This is a genomic window from Streptomyces fragilis (assembly GCF_003112515.1).
Classification (GTDB): domain Bacteria; phylum Actinomycetota; class Actinomycetes; order Streptomycetales; family Streptomycetaceae; genus Streptomyces; species Streptomyces fragilis.
Window position 1 is genome coordinate 1,112,845 of the sequence record NZ_BEVZ01000004.1, and the last position, 25,220, is coordinate 1,138,064.

The following is a 25,220-nucleotide window of genomic DNA, read 5'->3' on the forward strand; positions in this document are numbered from 1 at the left end:
GGGGAGGTCACTGTCACGATGAACGGGTGATCGGGTTGCGCGGCGGGGGCGACGCGTCCTAGAACAGCAGTCGGGTGGAGATATGCATCGCGGTGGCGGACTGGGCGAGGGGACTGGCGACATGGGTCCTCGGCGTTCCCGTCGGGGCAGGCACCGGCGCGAGGCGGAGGAGACGACGACTGAAGCGGCCGAGGCCGCGGCCCGCCGGGCGGGCGCGCAGAGTGACGGCGCCGAGAAGCCGGCGGGACCCGTGGCAAGGAGCAGCCGGTTGGGAGTGACGTACAAGTACTTCGGCGCGCCGAGCGGCGCCGCGGCCGCCCGCGTCCCCGAGACCATGCGCCCGGAGGAGCTCGGCGGCGACGAGCTCGGCATGGGCGGCCTCTTCACCCGCATCAAGCCCGAGACGGTGGCGGCGATGGTCCTCACCGGCATCGAGGGCGTGCCGCTGAACAAGGTGCCCCCGCTCGAACTCGTCGTGCTGCGCCCCCAGTACGCGGTGGTCAAGCTGCCCATGACCACCGTCGACCCGCTGCGCGGCATCGGCGAGGAGGCCGTGGGCGCGGCCGCGTTCATCTGGTCCACGGTCCCCGACCGGGGCGGCCCCCGCGACGCGTTCAACGTCTACCAACTGCTGCACGAGTGGCAGGACTTCAGCCACCGCCTCCACGAGGCGGGGCACCAGCCGTACTGCCTGGTCTGGCCCTGACGGGCCGTAGGCGCTGACGCGGAAGGGGTGCGCGAGGCCTGCGGGCCTCGCGCACCCCTTCTCCCGTCGGGCCCGTCAGGTCCGGGAGCCGGTCCTGCGGCGGTGGACGGCGAGGAAGGTGCCGGCGCCGAGGACGACGGCCGCCGCGCCCGCGGCTGCCACCGGCAGGAGAAGGCTGTCCGCGCCGGTGGAGGCGAGGCTGCCGGTGCCGCCCTGCGGCCGGGTTCCGTGGCCGTCCCCCGCGCCGCCGTGGTCCACCGGGTCGGCCGGGTCCGGCCGGCCGGTGGCGGAGGGGGTGGAAGTGGGGGTGGGCCGCGGAGTCTCCGGCGGGGCGGTACCGGCCGCCACGACGGTGAACTCGCGCAGGTCGCTCCTGCCGCGGTAGCAGGTCAGGTCCTCGTCGTACACGACGTCGGTGTAGGCCCACGACACCCCGGCCGGGGCGTCCTCGCGGACCCGCACGCGCAGGTCGGCGGTGAAGGTGGCACCCGCCGCGACGTCGAGGAGCTTGTCGCTGTAGCTGCCGGTGCTGCCGGGCCAGCGGTGGTACTCGTCGTCCGACCACCGTCCGTCGTGCCGGTACTGGATCTCGGCCAGGCCCTCCGCCAGCAGCTCCGGGTTCTCCTGGTAGGTGACGGCCAGGTCGATCCAGAGCCGGTCCAGGTCCCTGCCGGTGTCGTTGGTGACGGTGAACCGGAACTCGTCCCAGCCCGCCCCCGCCCCGATCCGCCGGGGCAGGCCGGTGACCTTCGCCTTGAGTCCTTCGACGACCTCGCTGCGGGTGCACACCGGGAGGACCGGGTCGTCGGCCTCCTCCTCCCGGGTGTCCTCCGCCCCGGGCGCCCCGCCCTCGCCCGGCCGGTCCCCGCCCGGCCGCTCCCCGCCCGGCTGGGCGGCGCCGGGGGCCGGGACCTCCGGGGAGCCGGTCGGGGACGGGGACGCAGCCGGCTCCCCGGAGGTCCCGGGTGTCGCGGTCACGCCCTGTCCCGGCGTCCGCGAGGCCGACGGGGCGGGATCCTCCGCGTACGCCACCGGCGCGGACAGCAGGGCCAGCGGTGCGACCACCGCCGTGGCCGCCGCGACGGCCAGGGCACGACGAACTCTCATGGGAACCCCTCGAAGGTGGGAACGGGTGGTGGCCGGCGCGGGCCGGGCCGGGGCCCTCGCGGGCTCCGCGCTCAGAGCCGCGCGCCCGCGTTCCTGCGCCGCGTGACCAGCACCGCGCCGCCGCCGAGCACGACGGCGGCCGCACCCGCGGCCCCCACCAGCCCGAGGGCCCGGTCGCTGCCGGTGGCGGCGAGGTTGCCGGTGGTCCCCCCGCCGCCCTGCGGCGACGCGCCCGTGCCGCTGTGGGACGCGGACGGCGACGGTGACGACGTCACGCTGGGCGAGGCGGACGGCGAGGGCGTCTGCGACGGAGTGCTCGTCCCGGCGGGCAGGACGACGAAGTCGTAGGTGTCGCCGTTGTGGAAGCAGGTGTCGTCCGCGCCCTGGTACAACGCGCCGCCGACCACGAACGACTCGTCGGACTGGACGCCCGCGCGCACGCGGACCCGGAGGTCGGAGACGAGGGACTCGCCCGCGGCGACGTCCTCGGCGTAGCCGCCGAAGCTCGCGGTGTCGCCCTCCCAGCGGAACTCGTCCGTCCAGCCGCCCTCGTCGAGGTACTCGACCTCGGCCGCCCCCAGCTCGACCGACACGTCGAACCACAGCCGGTCCAGTTCCTTGCCGGTCCGGTTGGTGACGGTGAGGCGGAACTCGTCCCAGCCGGAGCCGGCGACGTAGGCGGCGGGCAGGCCGGTGACGGCGGTGCTCAGGCCCTTGTCGATCGCCCGCTTCTCGCAGAGCGGGTACTCCTCGCCCTCACCCTCCTCCTGGCCTGCGCCCCCGCCCAGGTTCTCGACCCTGCCGGAGGGCCCGTCCGGGCCGGGCGCGGCGGGCGCGGGGGTCCCGGTGGCCGCCGGCGACGTCTCGCCGCCCGCGGCGGGCGTCCCCTCGCCGGTGGCTTCGCCTCCCGCGGCGGGTTCCGTGGTTCCCGCGCCGCCGGTCTCCGGGGTCCCGCCCGCCGGCCGGCTCTGCGAGGCGGACGGTATCGGGCCCTCGGCGAACGCCGTCGGCGCCGACAGCAGGGTCAGCGGTGCGACGACGGCGGCGGCCGCCGCGACGGCCAGGGCACGGCGAACTCTCATGGGAACCTCTCGCAGGTCAGGGGGCGGCCACACGGTCCGGGGATCGGGCATGGCCAAGGGTTTCGCGGTGTGTGACCCGTTTGCCCCGGACAAGGTTGTACGGCAGGACCGACGGGACCCTCACCTCACGTGCCGCCCACGGTTCCCGGAGAGCCGCCGCCCCGTCCTCACCGGTGCAGTTCCGCCCACACCCCCGCCGCCTCCCGGCTCTCGCGCCGGGAGAGCAGGACGGCCCGCAGCCGCAGGGCGACGGTGACCGCCGCGCCCACCGCGCACAGCGCCAGTGATCCCGCGGCGTCCGCCGGGAGGACCACGGCGGTCAGGGCCACCGTGGTCCACGCCACCAGACAGGCGGCGGCCGAGTTGCGGCGGGAGGGGGGCCGGTCCGCCGCCCCGGCCCTCAGCTCCAGCAGGGCGGGCACGTACCAGACGTATCCGGCGAGGGCGAGGACGGCGAACCCGAGGGCGAGGACACCCATCACTTCACCGTCTCGATCTCGCGGTCGCCGACGCCCGGGTGGTGCAGGTCGAAGGCCGGGGACTCCGAGCGGATCCGGGGCAGCCGCTCGAAGTTGTGGCGCGGCGGCGGGCAGGAGGTGGCCCACTCCAGCGAGCGGCCCCACCCCCACGGGTCGTCCACGCCGACCGGCCTGCCGTACTTCGCCGTCTTCCACACGTTGTAGAGGAAGGGCAGCACCGACAGGCCGAGCAGGAAGGACCCGATGGTGGAGAGGGTGTTGAGCGCGGTGAAGCCGTCGGCGGCCAGGTAGTCCGCGTACCGGCGCGGCATGCCCTCGGCGCCCAGCCAGTGCTGCACCAGGAAGGTCAGGTTGAAGCCGGCCGTCAGCGTCCAGAAGGTGATCTTGCCGAGCCGCTCGTCGAGCATCTTGCCGGTGAACTTGGGCCACCAGAAGTGGAACCCGGCGAACATCGCGTACACCACCGTGCCGAAGAGCGTGTAGTGGAAGTGCGCGACCACGAAGTACGAGTCGGAGACGTGGAAGTCCAGGACGGGCGAGGCCAGGATGACGCCGGTGAGCCCGCCGAAGAGGAAGGTCACCAGGAAGCCGGCCGCCCACAGCATCGGTGTCTCGAAGGACAGCGAGCCGCGCCACATGGTGCCGATCCAGTTGAAGAACTTCACGCCCGTCGGCACCGCGATCAGCATCGTCATGAAGGCGAAGAAGGGCAGCAGCACCCCTCCGGTGACGTACATGTGGTGCGCCCACACGGTGGCGGAGAGGCCGGCGATGGCGACGGTGGCGCCCACCAGGCCCATGTAGCCGAACATCGGCTTGCGGGAGAAGACCGGGATGACCTCGGAGACGATGCCGAAGAACGGCAGCGCCAGGACGTACACCTCGGGATGGCCGAAGAACCAGAACAGGTGCTGCCACAGCAGCGCCCCGCCGTTGGCCGCGTCGAAGATGTGCGAGCCGAACTTCCGGTCCATCTCCAGGGCGAAGAGGGCCGCCGCCAGCACCGGGAAGACCAGCAGGATCAGCACGCCGGTCAGCAGGACGTTCCAGGTGAAGATCGGCATCCGGAACATCGTCATGCCGGGCGCGCGCATGCAGATGATCGTGGTGATGAAGTTGACGGCGCCGAGGATGGAGCCGAAGCCGGAGAGGGCGACGCCCATGATCCACAGGTCGGAGCCGATGCCCGGCGAGTAGATCTCCGAGGAGAGCGGCGCGTAGAGGAACCAGCCGAAGCTGGCCGCGCCCTGCGGGGTGAGGAAGCCGAACGCGGCGATCAGCGAACCGAACAGGAACAGCCAGAAGGACAGCATGTTCAGCCGCGGGAACGCCACGTCCGGCGCGCCTATCTGCAGCGGCATCATCCAGTTGGCGAAGCCGGTGAACAGCGGCATGGCGAACATCAGCAGCATGATCGAGCCGTGCATGGTGAACGCCTGGTTGAACTGCTCGTTGGAGAGGATCTGCGTGCCGGGGCGGGCCAGTTCGGCGCGCATCAGCAGGGCCAGGAAGCCGCCGACGCCGAAGAAGACGAAGGCGCTGACCAGGTACATCGTGCCGATCTTCTTGTGGTCGGTGGTGGTCAGCCAGTCGACCCAGTTGGCCCGCCGGGCCCGGGCGGGAGCGGCAGCGGGAGCGGGAGCGGCAGCGAGGGTCCCGGCGGGAGCGGGGACGGGAGGCGGTGGTCCGGTGGCGGCCTTCCGGTCGTCCGTCTCCATCGGCTGTGCGGTGTCCACCGGGTCGTCCTCCCGAAGCGCTGATACGTCCGGCGGGCCGGGAGAGCGGTCCGGTCCTACGGGGGAGGAGGACGGCTGACGGCCTTCCCGGCCTGCCACCGCTCATGCTGGCCCCGGCGAGGGCTTGGCCCCAGGGCCCTGGGACCCGTTGCCGGACAGCGAAAGTCCCTGGTCGGCGGGGCCCCAGGTCCCGGCCGGCCAGGGACTTCGGTCCCTGATGGGGGTGTGCGTCCGCCGGTCGCCTAGAGGGCGGGCGCGGGCGGCTCGGCGGTGGTCCTCAGCGACGTGGCGTCGCCGGACACCGGCACCTTCACCCAGACCGCCTCCGACGGCACACCGCGCCCGTCGACCGCGGTCAGCATGTACCAGCCGGGCGGCACCAGGGACGGGTCGTCGGGCAGCGTGACCTTCACCCGGCCCCGCTCCTTGGTGAACTGCACCGCCACCGACCGCTGTTCGACGTTGGTGACGTGGGTGAACGCGCCCGGCCGGATCAGCCGCATCTTCTCGATCCGCGCGGCGTCCGGGCTCGTGTACGTGGTCGACCCGCCGAGCTTCACCGTCCGGCGGGAGTCCTCGCCCTCCAGCAGCCGCGGCCGCTGTCCGCCCTGGTGAAGGTAGGGCGGGGTGTAGAGCTCGAGGCGCTGGTCGAAGACGGCGGGCTTGGAGTCGGCCTTGTCGGAGAAGAGCGAGTCGGAGCCGAAGGTCATGACCCGGCCGTCCGGCAGCAGCAGGCCACCGGAGTGGTAGTTGCGCCCCACCAGCGGCTCGGCGGCCTCGGTGAACCGGTTGCTCGCCGGGTGGTAGACCGCGGCCTCCAGCACGTTGCTGTCGCCCTTGCCGCGGTAGTCGCCGGAGCCGTTGGTGACCAGGACCGTGTCGTCCGGGAGGATCACCGCGGACGGGTAGCGCGCCTGGGCGTACAGGTCGGGCCCGGACACGAACCGCGGCTCCTCGGCCTTCAGGTCCACCAGCCCGGTGCGGTCGGTGGACCTCGGGCTCTCGCCCACGCCGCCGCCGCCGATCACCATGTAGCGCTGCTTCTGCGCCGGGGGCAGCAGCACCGACATGGAGGTCTCCAGCAGGTTCGGGTCCTTGAGCCCCGGCACCTCGGTGAAGGCCCCGCTCTTCAGGTCCCACAGGCCGGGGACGCGTCCCTTGTCGGCCGGCCCGTACCCCGCGTTCGACCCGGTGTAGAAGATCTTCCCGCCCTGCGCCAGGAAGAGCGCCGGGTAGGTCGGGAAGAAGCGTGACTTGGGGACGAACTCCCAGTCCTTCTTCTTCGGGTCGTAGACCTCGTTCTTGCCCGGGACCACCTGCCCGATCTCGTCCAGCCCGGAGACGGAGAGGACCTTGCCGTCCTCCAGCGTGGTCAGCGTGGGGTACCAGCGGGCCTCGTGCATCGGGTCGACCTTGATGTACCTCTCGGCGACCGGGTCGAACTCGTAGGCGTCCTTGATCCCCTGGAAGTCCTTCTTGTCGAAGGAGAGCTTCTGCGCGATCCCGTAGACGTTGCGCTTCTCGGCGCCCTTCAGTCCCTTGATCCTGTACTGGTCCTGTGACCCGGTCTGGTGCTGCGGGCCGTCCTGGGTCGCCTCCACGTACACCCGCGCCGAGGAGGCGGTGACGGTGGCCTTGCCGGTGTCCGGGTCGATCTCCTTCTTCGCGCGCGGCACCACGATGCTGGCCCGGGACGCGAAGACCTTCCCGCTCTCCTTGCCGGTGAAGAGGGTGCCCTCGGGCAGCGTCTTCGGCTTGTCGGGGTTCTCGTTGTAGACGATCATCAGGCCGCCGGCCCGCTCGACGTCGCCCTTCAGCGTCTCGTACCGCTGGGTGCCGCCGGCGACCAGCAGGTTGCCGCCGGGCAACTGGGCGTGGCCCGCGCAGAACAGGTCGTTGGGCGTCTCCACGTTCTTGAACGTGTTGCGGACCGGGTCCCACACCACGGTGCGGAAGGTCTTGGCGTCGAACATCTTGGTGTTGTTGCCGGACCCGGCGATCAGCAGGACCTTGCCGGTGCTCAGCAGCGCGGCGTGGATCGTGTTGATCCGGAACCGCTCCGGGACGTCGACGATCTGCCAGTGGCCGTGGTCGGCCTTGTACGACGGCTGTTCGATCAGGTGGGCGTGATAGGTCCGGGACGCGAAGTCGTAGACGGCGGGAGCGTTGAGAGCGGCCAGGACCAGCACTCCCGCGGCGCCGAGAACGGTCCGGCGGATCCGCGGACGGCTGTTCGTATCTGCCATGGAGGTGACTTCCGGAATCGGTTGCGCTGACGTTCGCTGGATCCCCGCCCCTGCAGCTCATCTGATGGGTCATCAGATGTTGAGCAGCTGGGAAGATCGTAGGAACATCCGCCACTCACACCGGGCAGCGAAACGCCACGGAGAGTCACGGCCCCCTCGTTCGGCGGTGCGGCGGCGCGGCGGGCGCAACGCGACGACGCCCGTCCACAGGGTGTGGACGGGCGCCGGGAGACCGCCGTGACCTGCGGCGCGGCGTGACCTGCGACGCGGCGTGACCCGCGACCGGGGTCACCGCGCGCCCGCGGTCACAGTTCGCGGTGCACCTTGGTGTTGGAGGCCTGGGCGCGGGGGCGCAGGACGAGCAGGTCGACGTTGACGTGGCTGGGGCGGGTGACCGCCCAGGCGATGGTGTCCGCGACGTCGTCCGCGGTCAGCGGCTCGGCCACGCCCTGGTAGACCTTGGCCGCCTTCTCCTGGTCCCCGTGGAAACGGGTCAGGGCGAACTCCTCGGTCTTCACCATGCCGGGCGCGACCTCGATGACCCGCACCGGGGTGCCGACGATCTCCAGCCGCAGGGTCTCCGCGAGCACGTGCTCGGCGTGCTTGGCGGCCACGTACCCGGCGCCGCCCTCGTAGGTGGCGTGACCCGCGGTGGAGGACACCACCACCACGGTGCCGTCGCCGCTCGCGGTCAGCGCGGGCAGCAGGGCCTGGGTGACGTTGAGGGTGCCGATGACGTTCGTCTCGTACATCGTGCGCCACTCCTGCGGGTCACCGGTGGCCACCGGGTCCGAGCCGAGGGCGCCGCCGGCGTTGTTCACCAGCACGCCGATGGTCTTGAAGGCGGTGGCGAACTCGTCGACGGCGGCGCGGTCGGTGACGTCGAGGGCGTACGCGGTGGCGGAGTGGCCCGCCGCCTCGATCTCCTCCGCGAGCGCCTCGATGCGGTCCTTGCGGCGGGCGGTCAGCACCACGCGGTACCCGGCCGCCGCCAGCTGCCGCGCGGTGGCGGCGCCGATGCCGCTGCTCGCGCCGGTGACGACGGCGATGCGGGAGGCGGGGGTGGTGGTGGCGGTGTAGGCGGCGGTCATGTCGGCGCGGCGCTCCCGTTCGAATGCGTTTCCAGGACGCCGCCAGAATAGGCGCGCCCGCCGCCGCGACGGCAAGCCGTCTCAGCACCCCCTCCGCCGCCTCCCGGGCCCCAGGAATACCCGCCGCACCCTCCTCGTTGTGGGATATAGTTCAACAATCAACAACATTGGAGTGAGCGACCATGACCATGGAGTTCGGGATCTTCTCGGTCGGCGACGTGACGACCGACCCCACCACCGGCCGCACGCCCACCGAGCGTGAGCGGATCAAGGCCATGGTCGCCATCGCCCTGAAGGCGGAGGAGGTCGGCCTCGACGTCTTCGCCACCGGCGAGCACCACAACCCGCCCTTCGTGCCCTCCTCCCCCACCACGATGCTCGGCTGGATCGCGGCGCGGACCGAGCGGCTCACCCTGTCCACCTCGACGACGCTGATCACCACCAACGACCCGGTGAAGATCGCCGAGGACTACGCGATGCTCCAGCACCTCGCGGACGGCCGCGTGGACCTGATGATGGGGCGCGGCAACACCGGCCCGGTCTACCCCTGGTTCGGCCAGGACATCCGCGAGGGCATCAACCTGGCGATCGAGAACTACGCCCTGCTCCACCGCCTGTGGCGCGAGGACGTGGTGAACTGGGAAGGCAAGTTCCGCACCCCGCTGCAGGGCTTCACCTCCACGCCCCGCCCCCTGGACGACGTGCCGCCGTTCGTCTGGCACGGCTCGATCCGGTCCCCCGAGATCGCCGAGCAGGCCGCGTACTACGGCGACGGCTTCTTCCACAACAACATCTTCTGGCCCGCCGACCACACCCGCCGGATGGTCGAGTTCTACCGCACCCGCTTCGCCCACTACGGGCACGGCCGCCCCGAGCAGGCGATCGTCGGCCTCGGCGGCCAGGTGTTCATGCGGAAGAACTCCCAGGACGCGGTCCGTGAGTTCCGCCCCTACTTCGACAACGCCCCGGTCTACGGCCACGGCCCGTCCCTGGAGGACTTCACCCGGGACACCCCCCTGACCGTCGGCTCCCCGCAGCAGGTCATCGAGCGCACGCTGTCCTTCCGCGAGGTGGCCGGCGACTACCAGCGCCAGCTGTTCCTGATGGACCACGCCGGCCTGCCGCTGAAGACCGTGCTGGAGCAACTCGACATCCTCGGCGAGGAGGTCGTCCCGGTGCTCCGCGAGGAGTTCGCCAAGGGCCGCCCGGCCGACGTGCCGGACGCCCCGAGCCACGCCGCGCGGGTCGCCCGGGCACGGGAGCGGGCCGCCGCGGAAGCCGCCGAGGCGACCGCCGCCCCCGCCACCATCGCCGTCACCGCACCCGAGAAGGAGGCCGCACGATGAAGCTGGTCGTCGTCTCGGCGGGCCTGAGCGTCCCGTCGTCCACCCGGCTGCTGGCCGACCGCCTGGCACAGGCCACCGCCGACCGCACCGGCGCCGAGGTCACGGTGATCGAGGTGCGCGACCTCGCCGTGGAGATCGCGCACAACTTCACCAACGGCTTCCCCGGCCGCGAGCTCGCCGCCGCCCAGGCGGCGGTGACGGCCGCCGACGGACTGATCGTCGTCACCCCGGTCTTCTCCGCCTCCTACAGCGGACTCTTCAAGGCCTTCTTCGACGTCCTCGACCAGGGCGCCCTCGACGGCAAGCCCGTGCTGATCGCCGCCACCGGCGGCTCGGCCCGCCACTCCCTGGTCCTGGACCACGCTCTGCGGCCGCTCTTCTCCTACCTGCGCGCCGTGGTCGTCCCCACCGGCGTCTACGCGGCCTCGGAGGACTGGGGCGCCGAGGGCTTGCAGGAGCGGATCGCCCGCGCTGCCGGGCAGCTGGCAGCGCTGATGACCGGCCCCGGCCGGCTGCCGGCGGCCCGGGCGGCGCGGGAGGACGAGCCTGGCGTCGTGCGGGTCGGCGACCTGGAGACCGTCCCCTTCGAACAGGCCCTCCAGGCCCTGCGCCGCCCCTCCTGACCTCCACCCGGCCCGCGGGCACGGCCCCACGGCAGGACCCGGCCCGCGGGCACAGCCGCCACGGCACCGCCCCGCCCGCAGGCACAACCGTCACGGCACCGCCCGGCCCGCAGGCACAACCGTCACGACACCGCCCCGCCCGCAGGCACAACCGTCACGACACCGCCCCGCCCGTAGGCACAACCGTCACGACACCGCCCCGCCCGTAGGCACAGCCGCCACGACACCGCCCCGCCCGCGGGCACAGCCGCCACGACACCACCCCGCCCGCGGGCGCCGCTGCGGCACGAGGGGTCCGGGCACAGGAATGACACACTGTGCCCGTGCCCCACACCGTGCTGCTCGCGGAGGACGACCGCGCCATCCGCAACGCCCTCGCCCGCGCCCTCACCCTGGAGGGCTACGAGGTCACCGCCGTCGCCGACGGCGCCGCCGCGCTGGAGCAGGCCGCCGCGACCACGCCCGACGTGCTGGTGCTGGACGTGATGATGCCCGGCGTCGACGGTCTGGAGGTCTGCCGCGAACTGCGCGCCCGCGGCGACCGCACGCCCATCCTGATGCTGACCGCGCTGGTCGAGACCGCCGACCGCATCGCCGGCCTGGACGCCGGCGCGGACGACTACGTCCCCAAGCCGTTCGAGGTCGACGAGGTCTTCGCCCGCCTGCGCGCCCTGCTCCGCCGGGCCGGCAAGGAACCCGTCACCACGCCCGCCCCGCGCCCGGCGGACACCGCCCAGGACCCCAGGACGCTGGCCGCGGCCGGCCTGCGGATGGACCCCTCCGCCCGCCGCGTCTGGCGCGGCGAACGCGAGATCGAGCTCACCCGCACCGAGTTCGACCTGCTGGAACTCCTGCTGCGGCACGCGGGCGTGGTCCTGGACCACACCACCATCTACGACCGCATCTGGGGCTACGACTTCGGCCCCGGCTCCAAGAACCTCGCCGTCTACGTCGGCTACCTGCGGCGCAAGCTCGACGAGCCGGGCGCCCCGCAGCTGATCCACACCGTACGGGGCGTCGGGTACGTGCTGCGGGAGGGCTGAGCGGGTGCGCGCACGTCTGGGCCGGCTGGCCTCGCTGCGGACCGGCTTCGCCGTGTCCTTCGCCGCGGTCGCCGCCGCCGTCACCGTGGTGGTCGGCCTGCTCTCGTACAACGCGGCCGCCCGGATGGTCCGGGTGGACCAGCAGACGATCTTCGCCGAGGTGGTCGGCGACCTGCGGGCCGAGGTGCGCCAGCGCCGCATGACGCCCGAGGACTTCTCCTCGCACGTCCCCGGCCACGACATCGTCCGCCCCAGCCGCACCGTCGTGCAGGTCCTCGGCCCGGACGGCTCCGTCGACGACCCCGGCCGCCCCGCCCTGCCGGTCACCGCCGAGGACCGGCGCACCGCCGTCCGGCAGGCCGCCGGAATCAGCGTCGAGCACGCCGACATCGAGGCGGGCCACGACATGTACCGCATCGCCACCGTCTCGCTCGGCGGCGGACGCGGCGCGGTGCAGGTCGCCCACGAGTTCAGCGACACCGAGGACCTGCTGCGCGAGCTGCAGCGCCGCACCGCCTGGCAGATCGTCGCCGTCGTCTTCGCCGCCGGTCTCTTCGGCTGGTGGCTCGCCCACCGCATCACCCGCCGCCTGGTCGCCCTGACCGACGCCGCCGAGGCGGTGGCCCGCACCCGGCGGCTGTCCATCCAGGTGCCCGTCACCGGCGCGGGCGAGGTGGGCCGCCTCGGGCGCGCCTTCGACCGCATGCTCGACCGGCTCGCCCAGTCCGAGGAGGACCAGCGCCGCCTCGTCCAGGACGCCGGCCACGAGCTGCGCACCCCGCTGACCTCGCTGCGCACCAACATCTCCATGCTGGGGCGGATCGACGAGCTCCCGCCGCGGGTCCGCGAGGAACTGGTGGAGGACCTGGCCACCGAGTCGCGCGAGCTGACCGACCTGGTCAACGAGCTGGTCGACCTGGCGGCGGGCCAGTCGGACACCGAACCGGTCCGCCCGGTGGACCTCGCCGACCTCGCCGAGGACGTCGCGGTGCACGCCCGCCGCCGCACCGGGCGCGACGTGCGGGTCTCCGTCGCCGGCGACACCGTCGTCGACGGCCGCCCCTCCGCCCTCCAGCGGGCCGTCTCCAGCCTGGTGGAGAACGCCGCCAAGTTCGACCAGGAGGGCACCGCCCCGATCGACGTCCGGGTGACCCGCCCCGAGGGCGCCGCCCACGTCCGCGTCGAGGTCCTCGACCGCGGCCCCGGCATCGCCCCCGCCGACCTCGGCCGCGTCTTCGACCGCTTCTACCGCACCCCGGCCGCCCGCAGCCTCCCCGGCTCCGGCCTCGGGCTGGCCATCGTCCGCGAGGTCTCCGCCTCCCACAACGGCGCGCCCTTCGCCTTCCGCCGCGACGGCGGCGGCTCGGTCATCGGGTTCACGGTGAACGAGGAGGAGCGGTAGGGGGCCCGTCAGCCCTTGACGCAGACGACCTGCTTGAGCTGCGCCACCACGGCCACCAGGTCCCGCTGCTGGTCGATGACCTGCTCGATCGGCTTGTACGCGGCCGGGATCTCGTCCACCACGCCGGAGTCCTTGCGGCACTCGACGCCCTGCGTCTGCCGCTCCAGGTCCGCCGCCGTGAAGCGCCGCTTGGCGGCGTTCCGGCTCATCCGCCGGCCCGCGCCGTGCGAGGCGGAGTTGAACGACGCGTCGTTCCCCAGCCCCTTCACGATGTACGAGCCGGTGCCCATGGAGCCCGGGATGATCCCGTACTCGCCGGACCGCGCGCTGATCGCCCCCTTGCGGGTGACCAGCAGGTCCATCCCCTGGTACCGCTCGCGGCTCACGTAGTTGTGGTGGCAGCTGATCTCCGGCTCGAAGGTCACCCTGGCCTTCTTGAACTCCTTGCGGACCACGTCCTTGAAGAGCGCCATCATGATCGACCGGTTGAACTTCGCGTACTCCTGGGCCCAGTACAGGTCGTTCTGGTACGCGGCCATCTGCGGGGTGTCCGCGACGAACACCGCGAGGTCGCGGTCGATCAGCCCCTGGTTGTGCGGCAGGCTCTGCGCCACGCCGATGTGGTGCTCGGCGAGCTCCTTGCCGATGTTGCGCGACCCGGAGTGCAGCATCAGCCACACCGAACCCTCGGTGTCGAGACAGAACTCGACAAAATGGTTGCCCGAGCCGAGCGTTCCCGCCTGCTTCGCCGCCCGTTCCTGACGGAACTTGACCGCGTCGGCGATCGAGTCGAACCGGTCCCACAGGTCGTCCCACGCGGCGGTGGCGAAGCCGTGCATCCGGCCCGGGTCCACCGGGGTGTCGTGCATCCCGCGGCCCACCGGGATGGCCTGCTCGATCTTCGACCGCAGCCGGGAGAGGTCGCCCGGCAGGTCGTTCGCGGTCAGCGACGTCCGCACCGCGGACATCCCGCAGCCGATGTCGACGCCCACCGCCGCCGGGCACACCGCGCCCTGCATGGCGATCACCGAGCCGACCGTCGCGCCCTTGCCGTAGTGCACGTCGGGCATCACCGCGAGGCCCTTGATCCACGGCAGCGTCGCGACGTTGTGCAGCTGCCGCATGGCGACGTCCTCGACCGACGCCGGGTCCGTCCACATACGGATCGGCACCTTCGCACCCGGTACCTCGACGTACGACATGACCGACCATCTCCCCCCAAAGCGACAACGAAAAGCACACGGGACCTGACAGGTCCGGACGAACTCAACATGCATGACCAACGTCACGAAGGTGACCGCAGACCGGCGTTCCCGGTGGCGTGTGCGATACACATTGTCTGCCGGGACACGGTCCCGTCGGCAACCGATTAACCCCTGGAGAGGAGCCCGTCCGTGCAGCGGAAGGCGTACACCCTCGGCATCGCCGCGCTGCTCACGGCCGTGCTGGCCGGCTGCAGCGGCGGCCCGTCCGAGGGGGAACAGGCCGACGACTCCAAGCCCGGCGCGGCCGACGCCACCGTGGCCGAGGCCGAGCCCGGCCGCTACCGCACGCTGCCGGAGCCCTGCGGCACGGTGGGCGACGAGCAGCTGGACAAGCTGCTGCCCGGCCTGCAGGGCATCCGGGACGAGAGGAAGCGCGAGGCCGCCTACGAGGGCACGGCCTCCCTCACCTACGACCTGGACCGTCAGGTCGGCTGCCGCTGGCAGGCCGAGTCGAGGTCCGCGACCTCCTCGCTGTCCGTGGACTTCGAGCGGGTGGTCTCCTACGAGCCCGAGGTCGGCGACGACGACAAGGCCGCCGAGCTCTTCACCTCCCTGCGCGAGGAGGCCGGCGTGCCGGCACCCGGCGCCGGGTCGTCCGCGGACGTCGATTCCTCCGCCTCTCCCTCGTCCTCCTCCTCGTCGGACGCGTCGTCCTCGCCGGACGCGTCGAAGAAGCCCGCGGACGAGGGCGGGGACGAGGAGACCGGGGCCGGCACCGCCGGGTCCGGAGCCTCGGCCGGGGCTTCGGACGGGGCCGGTGACGCCGGGAGTCCGGACTCCGCGGCCGCGGCGGGCTCGGCACCGCGCTCCCTCGACGAGCTCGGGGAGGAGGCGTTCCTCGACGACACCCTCGGCACCACCGGAACCAGCGCTTCCCAGCGCACCGTGACTGTGGTGTTCCGCACGTCCAACGTCCTCGTGACGGTCGAGTACACCAGCCGCCCGACCCGCGCCGGCGAGAGCGCCGACAGCGAGGAAATGCAGGACAGGGCCCAGGAACTGGCCGCCGAGCTGGCCGAGGAACTGGCCGGCTGACACCCTGGCACAGCCCCCGCCCGCCTGTCCGGGGAACGCCTCGGGCCGGGCGACGGCCCTCGCTCACCGCGTACCGTGGCCTGTCGGACCGGATCGATCACCGGACCTGACGTCATCCGCCGGGTCGGGGGTATCCGGGTCCCGCAGGAGCCGAAGCGAAGCCGTGAGTGAAGGAACCATGCAGCGAGCGCACCGAGCCAACCGTCCCGTTCAGCGAGTCGTGCGCGCCCTGACGGGCGCGGCAGTCCTCCCCGTGATGCTCGTCGCCGCAGGGTGCTCCTCGGACGCGGAGCCGAAGTCCGACGCGAAGCAGAGCGCGAGCAGCGGCAAGGCCTCCGCCAAGCCCTCCCCGACGCTGGAGCCGGCCGCCTACAAGGAACTGCCCAAGGCGTGCGACGCGCTGGGCAGGAAGACGCTCGACGACCTGGTGCCCAAGGGCCTCAAGAGCGAGAAGGCCGGCCGCACCGACGACGCCGGCACCCGGGCCAGCTGCACCTGGAACAGCCTGGACGACAACGGCGTGAAGGGCTCGCAGTACCGCTGGCTCAGCGTCTCCATGCTGCGCTTCGACTCCGACACGGTCCGCGGCGCGGCCTCGGAGCAGGCTAAGAAGCAGTACGAGACGTCGATCGAGGACGCCCGCAGCACCGCGGACGCCAAGAAGGTCGCCGGCAAGCCGGTCAAGAGCGTCGGCGACGAGGCCACCCTGGTCACCTACGACCTGAAGAAGAAGGAAGGCCTCTTCAAGCAGCAGACCGTGGTCGTGCTGGTCGAGAACGTCGTCGTGACGGTCGACTACAACGGCGCGGGCCTGGCCGGCGAGGACGCGCCGAGCGCGAAGAAGCTGAGCGAGCGGGCCGTCGACGCCGCGAAGGAGGCCGTCGGCAAGGTCACCGCGGCCAACGACGCCGAGGACGCCGACGGCTCCTCCGCCTCCCCGTCGGCCTCCCCGTCGAAGTCCACCGCAAAGTCCTGACCCCCGGGGCGAGACGCCCCCTACGTCCTGCGCCGCCCGAGTCGTGCGGCACTTCACGGGTGCCGGTGCGGTCGTCCGACCGACCGGCACCCGTACACATGTGCAACCCTGGTGCGCGCAACGGACAGTCTGGAAGGGGAGTCGGGTGGCCACGCCACAGCTCACACGGACGCATCGCATACTCATCGGGGTGGTGATCGCGGGCGCCGTGGTCATCGCCGGCATCGGCTTCGCCGGCTCCTACGCGGCCGTGCGCGAACTCGCCCTCCAGAAGGGGTTCGGGAACTTCTCGTACGTCTTCCCGATCGGCATCGACGCCGGCATCTGCGTGCTGCTGGCGCTGGACCTGCTGCTGACGTGGATCCGCATCCCGTTCCCCATGCTGCGCCAGACGGCCTGGCTGCTGACGGCCGCGACGATCGCCTTCAACGGCGCCGCCGCCTGGCCGGACCCGCTGGGCGTCGGCATGCACGCGATCATCCCGGTCCTGTTCGTGGTCGCCGTCGAGGCCGCCCGGCACGCCATCGGGCGCATCGCCGACATCACGGCCGACAAGCACATGGAGGGCGTCCGCCTCACCCGGTGGCTGCTGTCGCCGGTGCCGACCTTCCTGCTGTGGCGGCGGATGAAGCTGTGGGAGCTCCGCTCCTACGAGGAGGTCATCAAGCTGGAGCAGGAGCGGCTGGTGTACCGCACCAGGCTGCGGGCCCGCTTCGGCCGCGCCTGGCGCCGCAAGGCGCCGGTGGAGTCCCTGATGCCGTTGCGCCTCGCCAAGTTCGGCGTCCCGCTGGCCGACACCGCCGCGGCGGGCCTGGCCGCGGCGGGCATCAAGCCGGCCGTCGTCCCGGCCGCCGAGGTCGAGCGCGACGCGCGGTCCGCCGCCCCCGCGATGACCTCCGCAGAGGCCGCCCCGCAGCTGGAGGGACCCGCCTCCGCGCTGCAGCCGCAGCCGCAGCCCGGGGCCCCGCAGGTCCAGCAGCCCCAGCCGCTCCGGCAGCAGCAGCCCCAGCAGCAGTGGCAGCAGCACCCCCAGCAGGGCCACCAGCAGGCGCCCGCGGGTCAGCAGGGCTGGGCCGGGCAGCCGCAGATGCCCGCCGACCAGCAGATCCACTACGGCGAGGACGGCAGCGCCTGGTTCTACGACCCGCGCCTGGGCAGCTACAGCCCCGCCACCTACCAGCCGGACCCGGCCACCGAGCAGTGGTACGCCCAGCAGGCGCCCTACCAGGGCCCCGAGCAGGACCCGCAGCCGTCGCCCGCCCCTCCCGCCCAGCCCGCGTCGCCCGAGGACACCGGCGCCTTCCCGGTCCCCGTCGGCCAGCCCGGCGGCCGCACCCGCCGGCTCGGCGAGGGCGCCCAGCCCGAGGGGGAGCCGGACCCCGAGCAGCCCGGCACGGCGCCGGCCCCGGAGATCAACATCCCGGCCCAGCGCCAGGAGCAGCAGCCCCCCTCCCGCGCCACGGTGGACTTCGAGGACGACGGGGAACGCGAGGACGCGTACTACCAGGTCTTCCGCCGTGCCATAGACGGCAGCCTGCCCACCGCGCGCCAGTTCGGCGAGATCCTCGAGGCCGAGTACGGTCACACCCTCACGACCGCCGAACTGAAGGACTTCGTCGACCGCTTCGCCGGCCGCTACGACGTCGAGCTCGCCCAGGACCACATCGCCTGACGAAGAAGGCCGCGCCCACCACGTGCCGGCCGGCGACACAGCACGGCCCGCCAGGCTCTCCTGACGGGCCGTGCTGCATCAGTGAAGCGGCCGTGAGGCTCCACAAGGCGCCACATCAATCGCGCGTGGGAGGACACGGCGTGCCCGAACCCGTGTCACCGCACCTGAGCCGCCAGGGCCTCGGCGAGGTCACCGGTCCGACGGGCGTCCACGCCCGCAGCACCCGGCGATGTCGTAGGGCAGGGGGCACGTGTCGGCCCCGTCCTCCGGTACGGCGTCGGCGGTGCCGGTCAGGCCGGCCAAGCTCAGCTGCTCACCGCCGGCGTCGCAGCCCACCCCCGCCGCCAGGACCACCGCGGCGGCCACCGCCGCCCGCCAGGACCGAAGACGCACTCCGCCGGCTTCCCTCATGACCTTCCAGCCCCCGTCCCCCGTGGGTCGGCATGATCACCCACCCTGACAACGGGCCCCTCCGCCCTGTCACCGCCGCCGACGACCGCCCCGAACCGCTCCGGAAACGGGCGAGGGCGGTCCGGGTGCGGGGAATCCCCGCACCCGGGCCGCCCCGGCAAGGTGGAACGCCCTCGGCGTTACGCGCCCAGCAGCCGCCGCACGCGGTCCGCGCCCACCGCCAGCAGCAGCGTGGGCAGCCGCGGACCGGTGTCCCTGGAGACCAGCAGCCGGTACAGCAGCACGAAGAACGTGCGCTGCGCCGTCTTGATCTCCGCGGGCAGCTCCTTCGGCGTCGCGTCGGCCGAGAACCCGGCCTGGACCTTCGGCACGCCGTAGACCAGGTGGGTCAGGCCGTCCAGCGACCAGTGGTCGTCCAGCCCGTCCAGCAGCAGCCGCAGCGACTGCCGCGCGGTCTCGTCCAGCGAGCCCAGCAGCTCCGCGTCCGGCTCCTCGCGCACGATGGTCCGCTGGTCGGCCGGGACCTGCGTGTTGATCCACGCCTCGGCCCTGTCGTACCGCGGGCGCGCCTCGTCCAGCGAGGACAGCGGGTGCTCGGGCTCCAGGTCGCTGAGGATGCGCAGCGCCTGGTCCTGGTGGCCGCCGGTGATGTCGGCGACCGAGGCCAGCGTCCGGTACGGCAGCGGACGCGGCGTGCCCGGCAGTTCGCCCGCGGCCGTCGACGCGGCGCGCGTGTACGCGGCGATGTCGCCCGGCAGCGCGCTGCCGTCCTTCACCTTGGCCTCCAGGCGGTCCCACTCGTCGTAGAGCCGCTGGATCTCCTGGTCGAAGGCCACCTTGAACGACTGGTTCGGCTTGCGCCGCGCGTACAGCCACCGCAGGATCTGCGGCTCCATGATCTTCAGCGCGTCGGCCGGCGTCGGCACGCCGCCCTTGCTGGAGGACATCTTCGCCATGCCGCTGATGCCCACGAAGGCGTACATCGGGCCGATCGGCTGCTCGCCGCCGAAGATCCCGACGATCTGGCCGCCGACCTGGAAGCTGGAGCCCGGCGAGGAGTGGTCCACACCGGAGGGCTCGAAGACGACGCCCTCGTACGCCCACCGCATCGGCCAGTCGACCTTCCAGACCAGCTTGCCGCGGTTGAACTCGCTCAGCGGCACCGTCTCGGAGAAGCCGCAGGACTCCACCGTGCAGGTGTAGCTCATCTCGGTCGTCGCGTCGTCGTACGACGTGACCGTGGTGAAGTCCTTGCCGCAGCCGCCGCAGTACGGCTTGTACGGGAAGTAGCCGCCGGCGCCGGAGCTGCCGTCGTCCTCCTCGGCCGCGCCGGAGCCCTCGGCGGCCTCCAGCTCGGCCTCGTCGACCGGCTTCTGCTGCTTCTGCTGCTTCTGCTTGAGCTCCTGGGCCGGGTCCTTCTTCTTGGTCCGGTACTGGTCCAGGATCGCGTCGATGTCACCGCGGTGCTTCATCGCGTGCAGGACCTGCTCGCGGTAGACGCCCGAGGTGTACTGCTCGGTCTGGCTGATGCCGTCGAACTCCACGCCCAGCTCGCCCAGGGAGGCGACCATCGCGGCCTTGAAGTGCTCGGCCCAGTTCGGGTGCTCGGAGCCCTTCGGCGCGGGCACCGAGGTCAGCGGCTTGCCGATGTGCTCGGCCCACGACCCGTCGACGCCCTCGACGCCGTTCGGAACCTTGCGGTACCGGTCGTAGTCGTCCCAGGAGATCAGGTGCCGGACCTGGTGGCCACGACGGCGGATCTCGTCGGCGACCAGGTGCGGGGTCATCACCTCGCGCAGGTTGCCGAGGTGGATCGGCCCCGACGGGGAGAGACCGGACGCGACCACGACAGGTTTGCCCGGGGCCCGACGCTCCGACTCCTCGATGACCTCGTCCGCGAAACGGGAGACCCAGTCGGTGGTCTCGGTGCTCTGAGCCACGATCGGCACGTCCTTCTTTCCTGAGGGGAGACGCCCGGCCGCCGCGACGCCCGCGCGGCCGTTCCCCCATTCTCCCAGGTGCGGGCCCCACCGTGAAAACGCCTTTCCCTCCCGCCCCACGCGCCTCGCCGCGCGCCCGCGAAACGGCGAGGCGGCCGGACCCCGCGCGATGGGATACTGGGCGGGCACACCCATCCCTCGAGGAGAACGGCACCCACTCCATGACCTCGGTCAAGTCCCTCACCGCCTCCGTCCACGCGCGCCTCGCGGACGCCCTCTCGGCTGCCCTGCCGGAGGCCGCCTCCGCGGACCCGCTGCTGCGACGAAGCGACAGGGCGGACTACCAGGCCAACGGCATCCTCGCCCTCGCCAAGAAGGCCAAGGCCAACCCGCGCGAGCTGGCGACGCAGGTCGTGGAGCACGTCGTCACCGGTGACCTGATCGCGGACGTCGAGGTCTCCGGCCCCGGCTTCCTCAACGTCACCGTCTCCGACAAGGCGATCACCGAGAACCTCGCCGCGCGCGCCGCCGACGGGTCGGGCCGCCTCGGCGTGCCGCAGCGCGAGGACGCGGGCACCACGGTCATCGACTACGCGCAGCCCAACGTCGCCAAGGAGATGCACGTCGGCCACCTGCGTTCCGCCGTCATCGGCGATGCGGTGCGCCGGATGCTCGACTTCACCGGCGAGAGGACGATCGGCCGCCACCACATCGGCGACTGGGGCACCCAGTTCGGCATGCTCATCCAGTACCTGATCGAGCACCCGCACGAGCTGGACCACGAGGCCGACCCCTCCACGGACGTCGAGGCGGCCGGCGAGGAGGCGATGTCCAACCTCAACCGCCTGTACAAGGCGTCACGGGCCGTCTTCGACTCCGACGAGGACTTCAAGACCCGTGCCCGGCAGCGGGTCGTGGCCCTGCAGTCCGGCGACGAGGAGACCCTCGCCCTGTGGCAGCGGTTCGTCGACGAGTCGAAGATCTACTTCTACTCCGTCTTCGCCAAGCTGGACATGCCCGTCGCGGACGACGAGATCGTCGGCGAGTCGGCGTACAACCCGATGATGGCCGAGACCGCCCGCATGCTCGAGGAGTCCGGCGTCGCCGTGCGTTCCGAGGGCGCGCTGGTGGTGTTCTTCGACGAGATCCGCGGCAAGGACGACAAGCCGGTCCCGCTGATCGTCCAGAAGGCCGACGGCGGCTTCGGCTACGCCGCCTCCGACCTGTCCGCCATCCGCGACCGCGTCTTCGGCCTCAAGGCCGACACGCTGCTGTACGTCGTCGACGCCCGGCAGGCCCTGCACTTCCGCATGGTCTTCGAGACGGCCCGCCGCGCCGGCTGGCTGAGCGACGCCGTCAAGGCCGTCCACCTGGAGTTCGGCACGGTCCTCGGCAAGGACGGCAAGCCGTTCAAGACCCGCGAGGGCGAGACGGTGCGCTTGGAGGACCTCCTCGACGAGGCGTCCGAGCGGGCGGCGACGGTCGTGCGGGAGAAGGCCGAGGCGGGCGGCATCGAGCTCACGGAGGAGGAGATCGCCGAGCGCGGCGCGCAGGTCGGCATCGGCGCGGTGAAGTACGCGGACCTCTCCACGTCCGCGAACCGCGACTACAAGTTCGACCTCGACCAGATGGTCTCGCTCACCGGCGACACCTCCGTGTACCTCCAGTACGCCTACGCCCGTGCCCGGTCCATCCTCCGCAAGGCCGGCGAGGCCCGTCCCGTCGCCCACCCGGAGCTGGAACTGCACGCCGCCGAGCGGGCGCTGGGCCTGCACCTCGACGCCTTCGCGGACCTGGTCGCCGAGGCGGCCGCGGAGTACGCGCCGCACAAGCTCACGGCGTACCTGTACCAGCTGGCGTCCCACCTCACGTCCTTCTACGCCGACTGCCCGGTCCTGAAGGCCGACACCCCCGAGCAGACGGAGAACCGCCTCTTCCTCTGCGACCTCACCAGCCGCACCCTCCGCCAGGGCATGACCCTCCTGGGCATCCAGACCCCCGAGCGCCTGTAGTCCCCCGGCCCTTCACAGGTGAGGCCCGCCGCGATCCCCGCGGCGGGCCTCACCGTTCACCCGAGGGAGTCCGGGATCCGGGGCCGGTTCTCACAGGGGATGTGCTTCACCATCTGCCGGGCGGCGTGGATCGCTGCATCACCCTGCAACCGGACGTCCGCATCGTCCACTCCGAGAAGACCCACCTCGACCTCCAGGGGCAAACCCTTCAACTGCTCCGCGTGGGTGCCTGCGACCTTGCAGGGCACCGCCAGGCGGAGGACACGGCCATCCACCTTGCTGTGCTGCACGTACGACCCGTGCCCCACCGGCTCGTAGGGCTCATCGGGCACCTTCTTGTCGAGCAGGTCGATCGAGAAAGGGCTCCAGTGGATGCTCACCCTGAAGCGTCCGGGGTGCTCCGACGGGTCAAGAACACACGGCTCGCTTCCTGCGCCGACCGAGATGAATGCGCCAGGCCGCCACCTAGCCGCCACCGACCCAACCGCCTCCGCAGCTTGGGAAACCTGCACATAAGGGCTGCGAACTTCGAACTCGCCACCGCCCATGCCGCGCATCACGGCATCCACGCGCTCACGCCCGAGCAGTTCGTCGCACCCCGCCCGCGCGGGCGTGGAAGACGGTCGCTTGTCCGTCTCGCTGTCGAAGGCAAGGGTCCCGCAGCCGGCCAGTACCGCGCCCAGAGTCGTTGCGCCGATCACGGCTACCAGGCCCCGCCCTGTTCCCGGCATCACTGCAGAGCCTTCTCCTTCTCACTGATCGTGGTCAGCCCTCGCGAGTAGGCCGAGCCCACGTTCTGATTCAGCTGACCACTCTCCGCCGAGCCCATGCCCGACTCGCGGGCGTACCGCTCAACAGGCGAGCACGCCGCCTCCAACCCCACCCGTGTCACAGTCGCGGCCTCGACGATCGCCTGACCGTCGTTCTTGAACTCGCTGGCCTCCAGGTACTGCAACGTGTGCGTCCCGTACGCCGTGCTCACCGTCGAGCCGGTGGACTCCATGAACATAGGCACCGCCACAGCCGTGACCGCGCCGGCCGCAGGTCCGGCGATCAGCGCCGCCCCCGCACCGACGAGCACTCCCACTCCGGCGCTGACGCCGGTCTTCCGCCACTCCGCCGACTGCTCGCCCGCGAGGTTCTTCTCCTCCTCGATGTCCTTGAACCCCTGCCGCACGGCATGGGCTCGCGACTCGTCCAACATGCCGTGCAGCTCCGCCGTGTTCTGCGCGAACAGACTGCCCCGGCCATGGTCGTCCTCCAGGGCGGCCAGGCCGCTCGCCACGTACAGCGACTGCGCGGATTTCAACGTCCCGTAGGCCTCCTCGTGACCACCGGCCAGCATGAGGAAGTTCGCGATGTCCGTCTCCCCGAACGCCGGTTCCGGCCCGAGCCTGCTGGAGGACGCGAAGATCGCCTCACGGTTGGCGAGGTCACCGCCACCGACGCCGTAACTCCCGTAGTTGAACTCGTCGATGTACGCCGCACCCATGCGCCCGAGGCTGTCCATCATCGCGTCCGGGGGCGGGGCGTCGCTCGTGATGTTGTACCGGTCCATCACCTTCCGCATGATCTCCACCGACTCCGGGTCCCGCGGCAGCCCTCCGTGAGCGGCGTCCCACGGCGTGCCCGTGACCGCCGCCTCCAAGGCATGGCCCAGCGCATCCGGGCCGTGGGCCGCCGCGGCCTTGCCCTTCTCGCTGTCGGGGCTCGCCAAGGAATCCAGGGGCCAGTCGAAGTCCGCCCTCGTGAGCTCGTCGAAGTACGTGTAGTCCAGCTTCGCCGTCGGGTCCACGGTGCCGTCCTCCCGGTACACGGTCGGCGCCGCGTCGGAAAAGAACCGCTTCGCCGCCTCCGAGCTGTGTCCGAGCCCCTCCAGCACACCGGCCAGTGGGTCGTACCCGTTGCCCGTGCCACCCCCCGGGTTGAAGCCGAGGTCGCCATCCTCCCCCAACGCCCCCGGGTTCGCCTGCTCGAAGAGGTGCGGGCTCCGATGGTGCAACTGCGTCACGTGCTCAGCGATCGGCACCAGGAACCGCGGGTCGTACTCCCCGTGCCGCAGCAGCCCGCCGAGGACCTGGTAGCCGAGCGGCTGCATCGGCCCCAGCGGGTTCACCGCGACCGGCTGCGTCCCCAGCCGCCGGAACTCCTCGCCCCAGCCGGCCGGCAGGTGCACCCGGCTGTCCGGGTCCGTCGCCGTGGCCAGCGCGAACCCCATCCCCTCCTGCAGCCGCCGGGTGAGGGCCAGCCGGCTCGGGTCGTCGCCCTCCGTCCCGTCGAGGGACATCCGGCCGTAGAACTCCAGCACCTGTTCCGGCTTCCCGAAGGACCGGTAGAAGCCCGTCGCGAACTCCGCGTCGCCCGCGTTCCCCTCCAGGATCAGGTCCAGCTCCCGCAGGCGCGCCTCGCTCAGCGTCTCGCCGCGCTCGGCCAAATCCCGTGCCCGGGCGACCAGTTGCGCGGCCCGCTCGATCTCGACCCGGTCGACCGTGAGGTACCGCCCGTCGGCGTCGTGCCGGTCGCCGCCGTGGATCCGGGCGAGCGTCGCGGCGACGTTCTCGTCCAGTTCCGCCGCCACGTCACGGATCCGGTTGATCTCCTCCTCGACCGCCTTCCGCTTCGCTTCCGCCGACTTCTCGGGCGCGGCGGCGACCCCCGGCGCGTCCACGAAGTGGCACCGGGCCCGGCCGCCCCCGCTCTCGCTGACGATCAGGCCCAGCCGCGTCGCCCGGTCCACGGCGGCACGCATCCGCTGCTGGCAACCGGACAGGTCGGCGTGGGCGTCGCTCAGCGCCCGGTGGACGCTGCGGGCCTCGCCGTACAGGTCGCCGATCTCCTTCACCGTCATTCCGACGAACTCCCGCGAGACGGTGGCGTTCACCCCCGCCCAACGCGCGGCGTCAGCCTTGGCCTTCAGGCCGTCCCGCGCCCGCTCCCGCAACGCCCGCAACCCGGCGACCGCCCGCTTCCAGTCCTCGGCGGCATCCCCGAGCACACCCAGGTCGACCTGGTACAGGTCGGAGAACGACAGCCCCATCGCCCTTGCCC

20 protein-coding genes are annotated in these 25,220 nt (G+C 72.1%); 9 read left to right on the forward strand and 11 right to left on the reverse strand.

The window, feature by feature from the left end; translation table 11 throughout:
- The first annotated feature begins 82 nt into the window (after positions 1-82).
- Complete coding sequence (locus Sfr03f_RS18220) at positions 83-706, forward strand: hypothetical protein (RefSeq protein WP_174721601.1); 624 nt, start codon at positions 83-85, stop codon at positions 704-706.
- 75 nt (positions 707-781) lie between these two features.
- Here Sfr03f_RS18220 and Sfr03f_RS18225 read toward each other — a convergent pair whose 3' ends face one another.
- The 6 genes from Sfr03f_RS18225 to Sfr03f_RS18250 all read right to left on the reverse strand — a co-directional run bounded on the left by Sfr03f_RS18225 (position 782) and on the right by Sfr03f_RS18250 (position 8,447).
- The gene (locus Sfr03f_RS18225; protein WP_108954914.1) at positions 782-1,813 is read right to left on the reverse strand and encodes a hypothetical protein; all 1,032 of its coding nucleotides are present in this window, start codon (positions 1,811-1,813) and stop codon (positions 782-784) included.
- Positions 1,814-1,884: 71 nt separating this feature from the next.
- Entirely contained in the window at positions 1,885-2,895 is a 1,011-nt protein-coding gene (locus tag Sfr03f_RS18230) for a hypothetical protein (RefSeq protein WP_108954915.1), read from the reverse strand.
- Positions 2,896-3,062: 167 nt separating this feature from the next.
- On the reverse strand, positions 3,063-3,374 hold the full coding sequence (locus Sfr03f_RS18235) for a hypothetical protein (protein WP_108954916.1): 312 nt from the start codon (positions 3,372-3,374) through the stop codon (positions 3,063-3,065).
- Positions 3,374-5,092 (reverse strand): aa3-type cytochrome oxidase subunit I, encoded by a 1,719-nt coding sequence (gene ctaD, locus Sfr03f_RS18240; RefSeq protein ID WP_108955075.1) that lies wholly within the window; start codon positions 5,090-5,092, stop codon positions 3,374-3,376. The genes Sfr03f_RS18235 and ctaD overlap by 1 nt, the downstream gene beginning before the upstream one ends.
- Positions 5,093-5,352: 260 nt before the next feature.
- On the reverse strand, positions 5,353-7,356 hold the full coding sequence (glxA, locus tag Sfr03f_RS18245; protein ID WP_108954917.1) for a radical copper oxidase GlxA: 2,004 nt from the start codon (positions 7,354-7,356) through the stop codon (positions 5,353-5,355).
- A gap of 305 nt (positions 7,357-7,661) precedes the next feature.
- Entirely contained in the window at positions 7,662-8,447 is a 786-nt protein-coding gene (locus Sfr03f_RS18250) for an SDR family NAD(P)-dependent oxidoreductase (protein ID WP_108954918.1), read from the reverse strand.
- Positions 8,448-8,635: 188 nt separating this feature from the next.
- Between Sfr03f_RS18250 and Sfr03f_RS18255 the strand changes: the two genes are divergently transcribed.
- The 4 genes from Sfr03f_RS18255 (at position 8,636) to Sfr03f_RS18270 (ending at position 12,861) form a co-directional block, all read left to right on the forward strand.
- Positions 8,636-9,793 carry an LLM class flavin-dependent oxidoreductase gene (locus tag Sfr03f_RS18255; RefSeq protein WP_108955076.1) on the forward strand — a complete coding sequence of 386 codons (1,158 nt, stop codon included), beginning with the start codon at positions 8,636-8,638 and terminating at the stop codon, positions 9,791-9,793.
- Positions 9,790-10,416: an FMN reductase gene (locus Sfr03f_RS18260; protein ID WP_108954919.1), complete on the forward strand. Its 627-nt coding sequence runs from the start codon at positions 9,790-9,792 to the stop codon at positions 10,414-10,416. The genes Sfr03f_RS18255 and Sfr03f_RS18260 overlap by 4 nt, the downstream gene beginning before the upstream one ends.
- A 323-nt stretch (positions 10,417-10,739) precedes the next feature.
- A complete protein-coding gene (locus tag Sfr03f_RS18265; RefSeq protein WP_108955077.1) occupies positions 10,740-11,459 on the forward strand; it encodes a response regulator transcription factor in 720 nt (239 codons plus the stop codon).
- 4 nt (positions 11,460-11,463) lie between these two features.
- Positions 11,464-12,861: a HAMP domain-containing sensor histidine kinase gene (locus Sfr03f_RS18270; RefSeq protein ID WP_108954920.1), complete on the forward strand. Its 1,398-nt coding sequence runs from the start codon at positions 11,464-11,466 to the stop codon at positions 12,859-12,861.
- 8 nt (positions 12,862-12,869) lie between these two features.
- On the opposite strand, the gene Sfr03f_RS18275 is transcribed toward Sfr03f_RS18270, so the two are convergent.
- Positions 12,870-14,063 carry an RtcB family protein gene (locus Sfr03f_RS18275; protein ID WP_108954921.1) on the reverse strand — a complete coding sequence of 398 codons (1,194 nt, stop codon included), beginning with the start codon at positions 14,061-14,063 and terminating at the stop codon, positions 12,870-12,872.
- 192 nt (positions 14,064-14,255) lie between these two features.
- On the opposite strand from Sfr03f_RS18275, the gene Sfr03f_RS18280 reads away from it, so the two are divergent.
- The 3 genes from Sfr03f_RS18280 (at position 14,256) to Sfr03f_RS18290 (ending at position 17,809) form a co-directional block, all read left to right on the forward strand.
- Positions 14,256-15,161, forward strand: a complete 906-nt coding sequence (locus Sfr03f_RS18280) for a hypothetical protein (protein WP_108954922.1) — start codon at positions 14,256-14,258, stop codon at positions 15,159-15,161.
- Positions 15,162-15,339: 178 nt separating this feature from the next.
- A complete protein-coding gene (locus tag Sfr03f_RS18285) occupies positions 15,340-16,137 on the forward strand; it encodes a DUF3558 domain-containing protein (RefSeq protein ID WP_108954923.1) in 798 nt (265 codons plus the stop codon).
- A gap of 145 nt (positions 16,138-16,282) precedes the next feature.
- Positions 16,283-17,809, forward strand: a complete 1,527-nt coding sequence (locus Sfr03f_RS18290) for a DUF2637 domain-containing protein (RefSeq protein ID WP_108954924.1) — start codon at positions 16,283-16,285, stop codon at positions 17,807-17,809.
- 189 nt (positions 17,810-17,998) lie between these two features.
- Here the strand turns inward: Sfr03f_RS18290 and Sfr03f_RS30300 are convergent, their stop codons facing one another.
- Together Sfr03f_RS30300 and lysS are read right to left on the reverse strand one after the other, a co-directional pair.
- The gene (locus Sfr03f_RS30300; RefSeq protein ID WP_159105668.1) at positions 17,999-18,202 is read right to left on the reverse strand and encodes a hypothetical protein; all 204 of its coding nucleotides are present in this window, start codon (positions 18,200-18,202) and stop codon (positions 17,999-18,001) included.
- 197 nt (positions 18,203-18,399) lie between these two features.
- On the reverse strand, positions 18,400-20,169 hold the full coding sequence (gene lysS / locus Sfr03f_RS18295) for a lysine--tRNA ligase (protein ID WP_108954925.1): 1,770 nt from the start codon (positions 20,167-20,169) through the stop codon (positions 18,400-18,402).
- 212 nt (positions 20,170-20,381) lie between these two features.
- Here lysS and argS point away from each other — a divergent pair, with 212 nt between their 5' ends.
- The gene (gene argS, locus Sfr03f_RS18300; RefSeq protein WP_108954926.1) at positions 20,382-22,172 is read left to right on the forward strand and encodes an arginine--tRNA ligase; all 1,791 of its coding nucleotides are present in this window, start codon (positions 20,382-20,384) and stop codon (positions 22,170-22,172) included.
- Positions 22,173-22,228: 56 nt separating this feature from the next.
- Here argS and Sfr03f_RS18305 read toward each other — a convergent pair whose 3' ends face one another.
- Together Sfr03f_RS18305 and Sfr03f_RS18310 are read right to left on the reverse strand one after the other, a co-directional pair.
- A complete protein-coding gene (locus Sfr03f_RS18305; RefSeq protein WP_159105669.1) occupies positions 22,229-22,873 on the reverse strand; it encodes a hypothetical protein in 645 nt (214 codons plus the stop codon).
- A gap of 29 nt (positions 22,874-22,902) precedes the next feature.
- Complete coding sequence (locus tag Sfr03f_RS18310) at positions 22,903-25,209, reverse strand: hypothetical protein (RefSeq protein WP_108954928.1); 2,307 nt, start codon at positions 25,207-25,209, stop codon at positions 22,903-22,905.
- Positions 25,210-25,220: the final 11 nt, after the last annotated feature.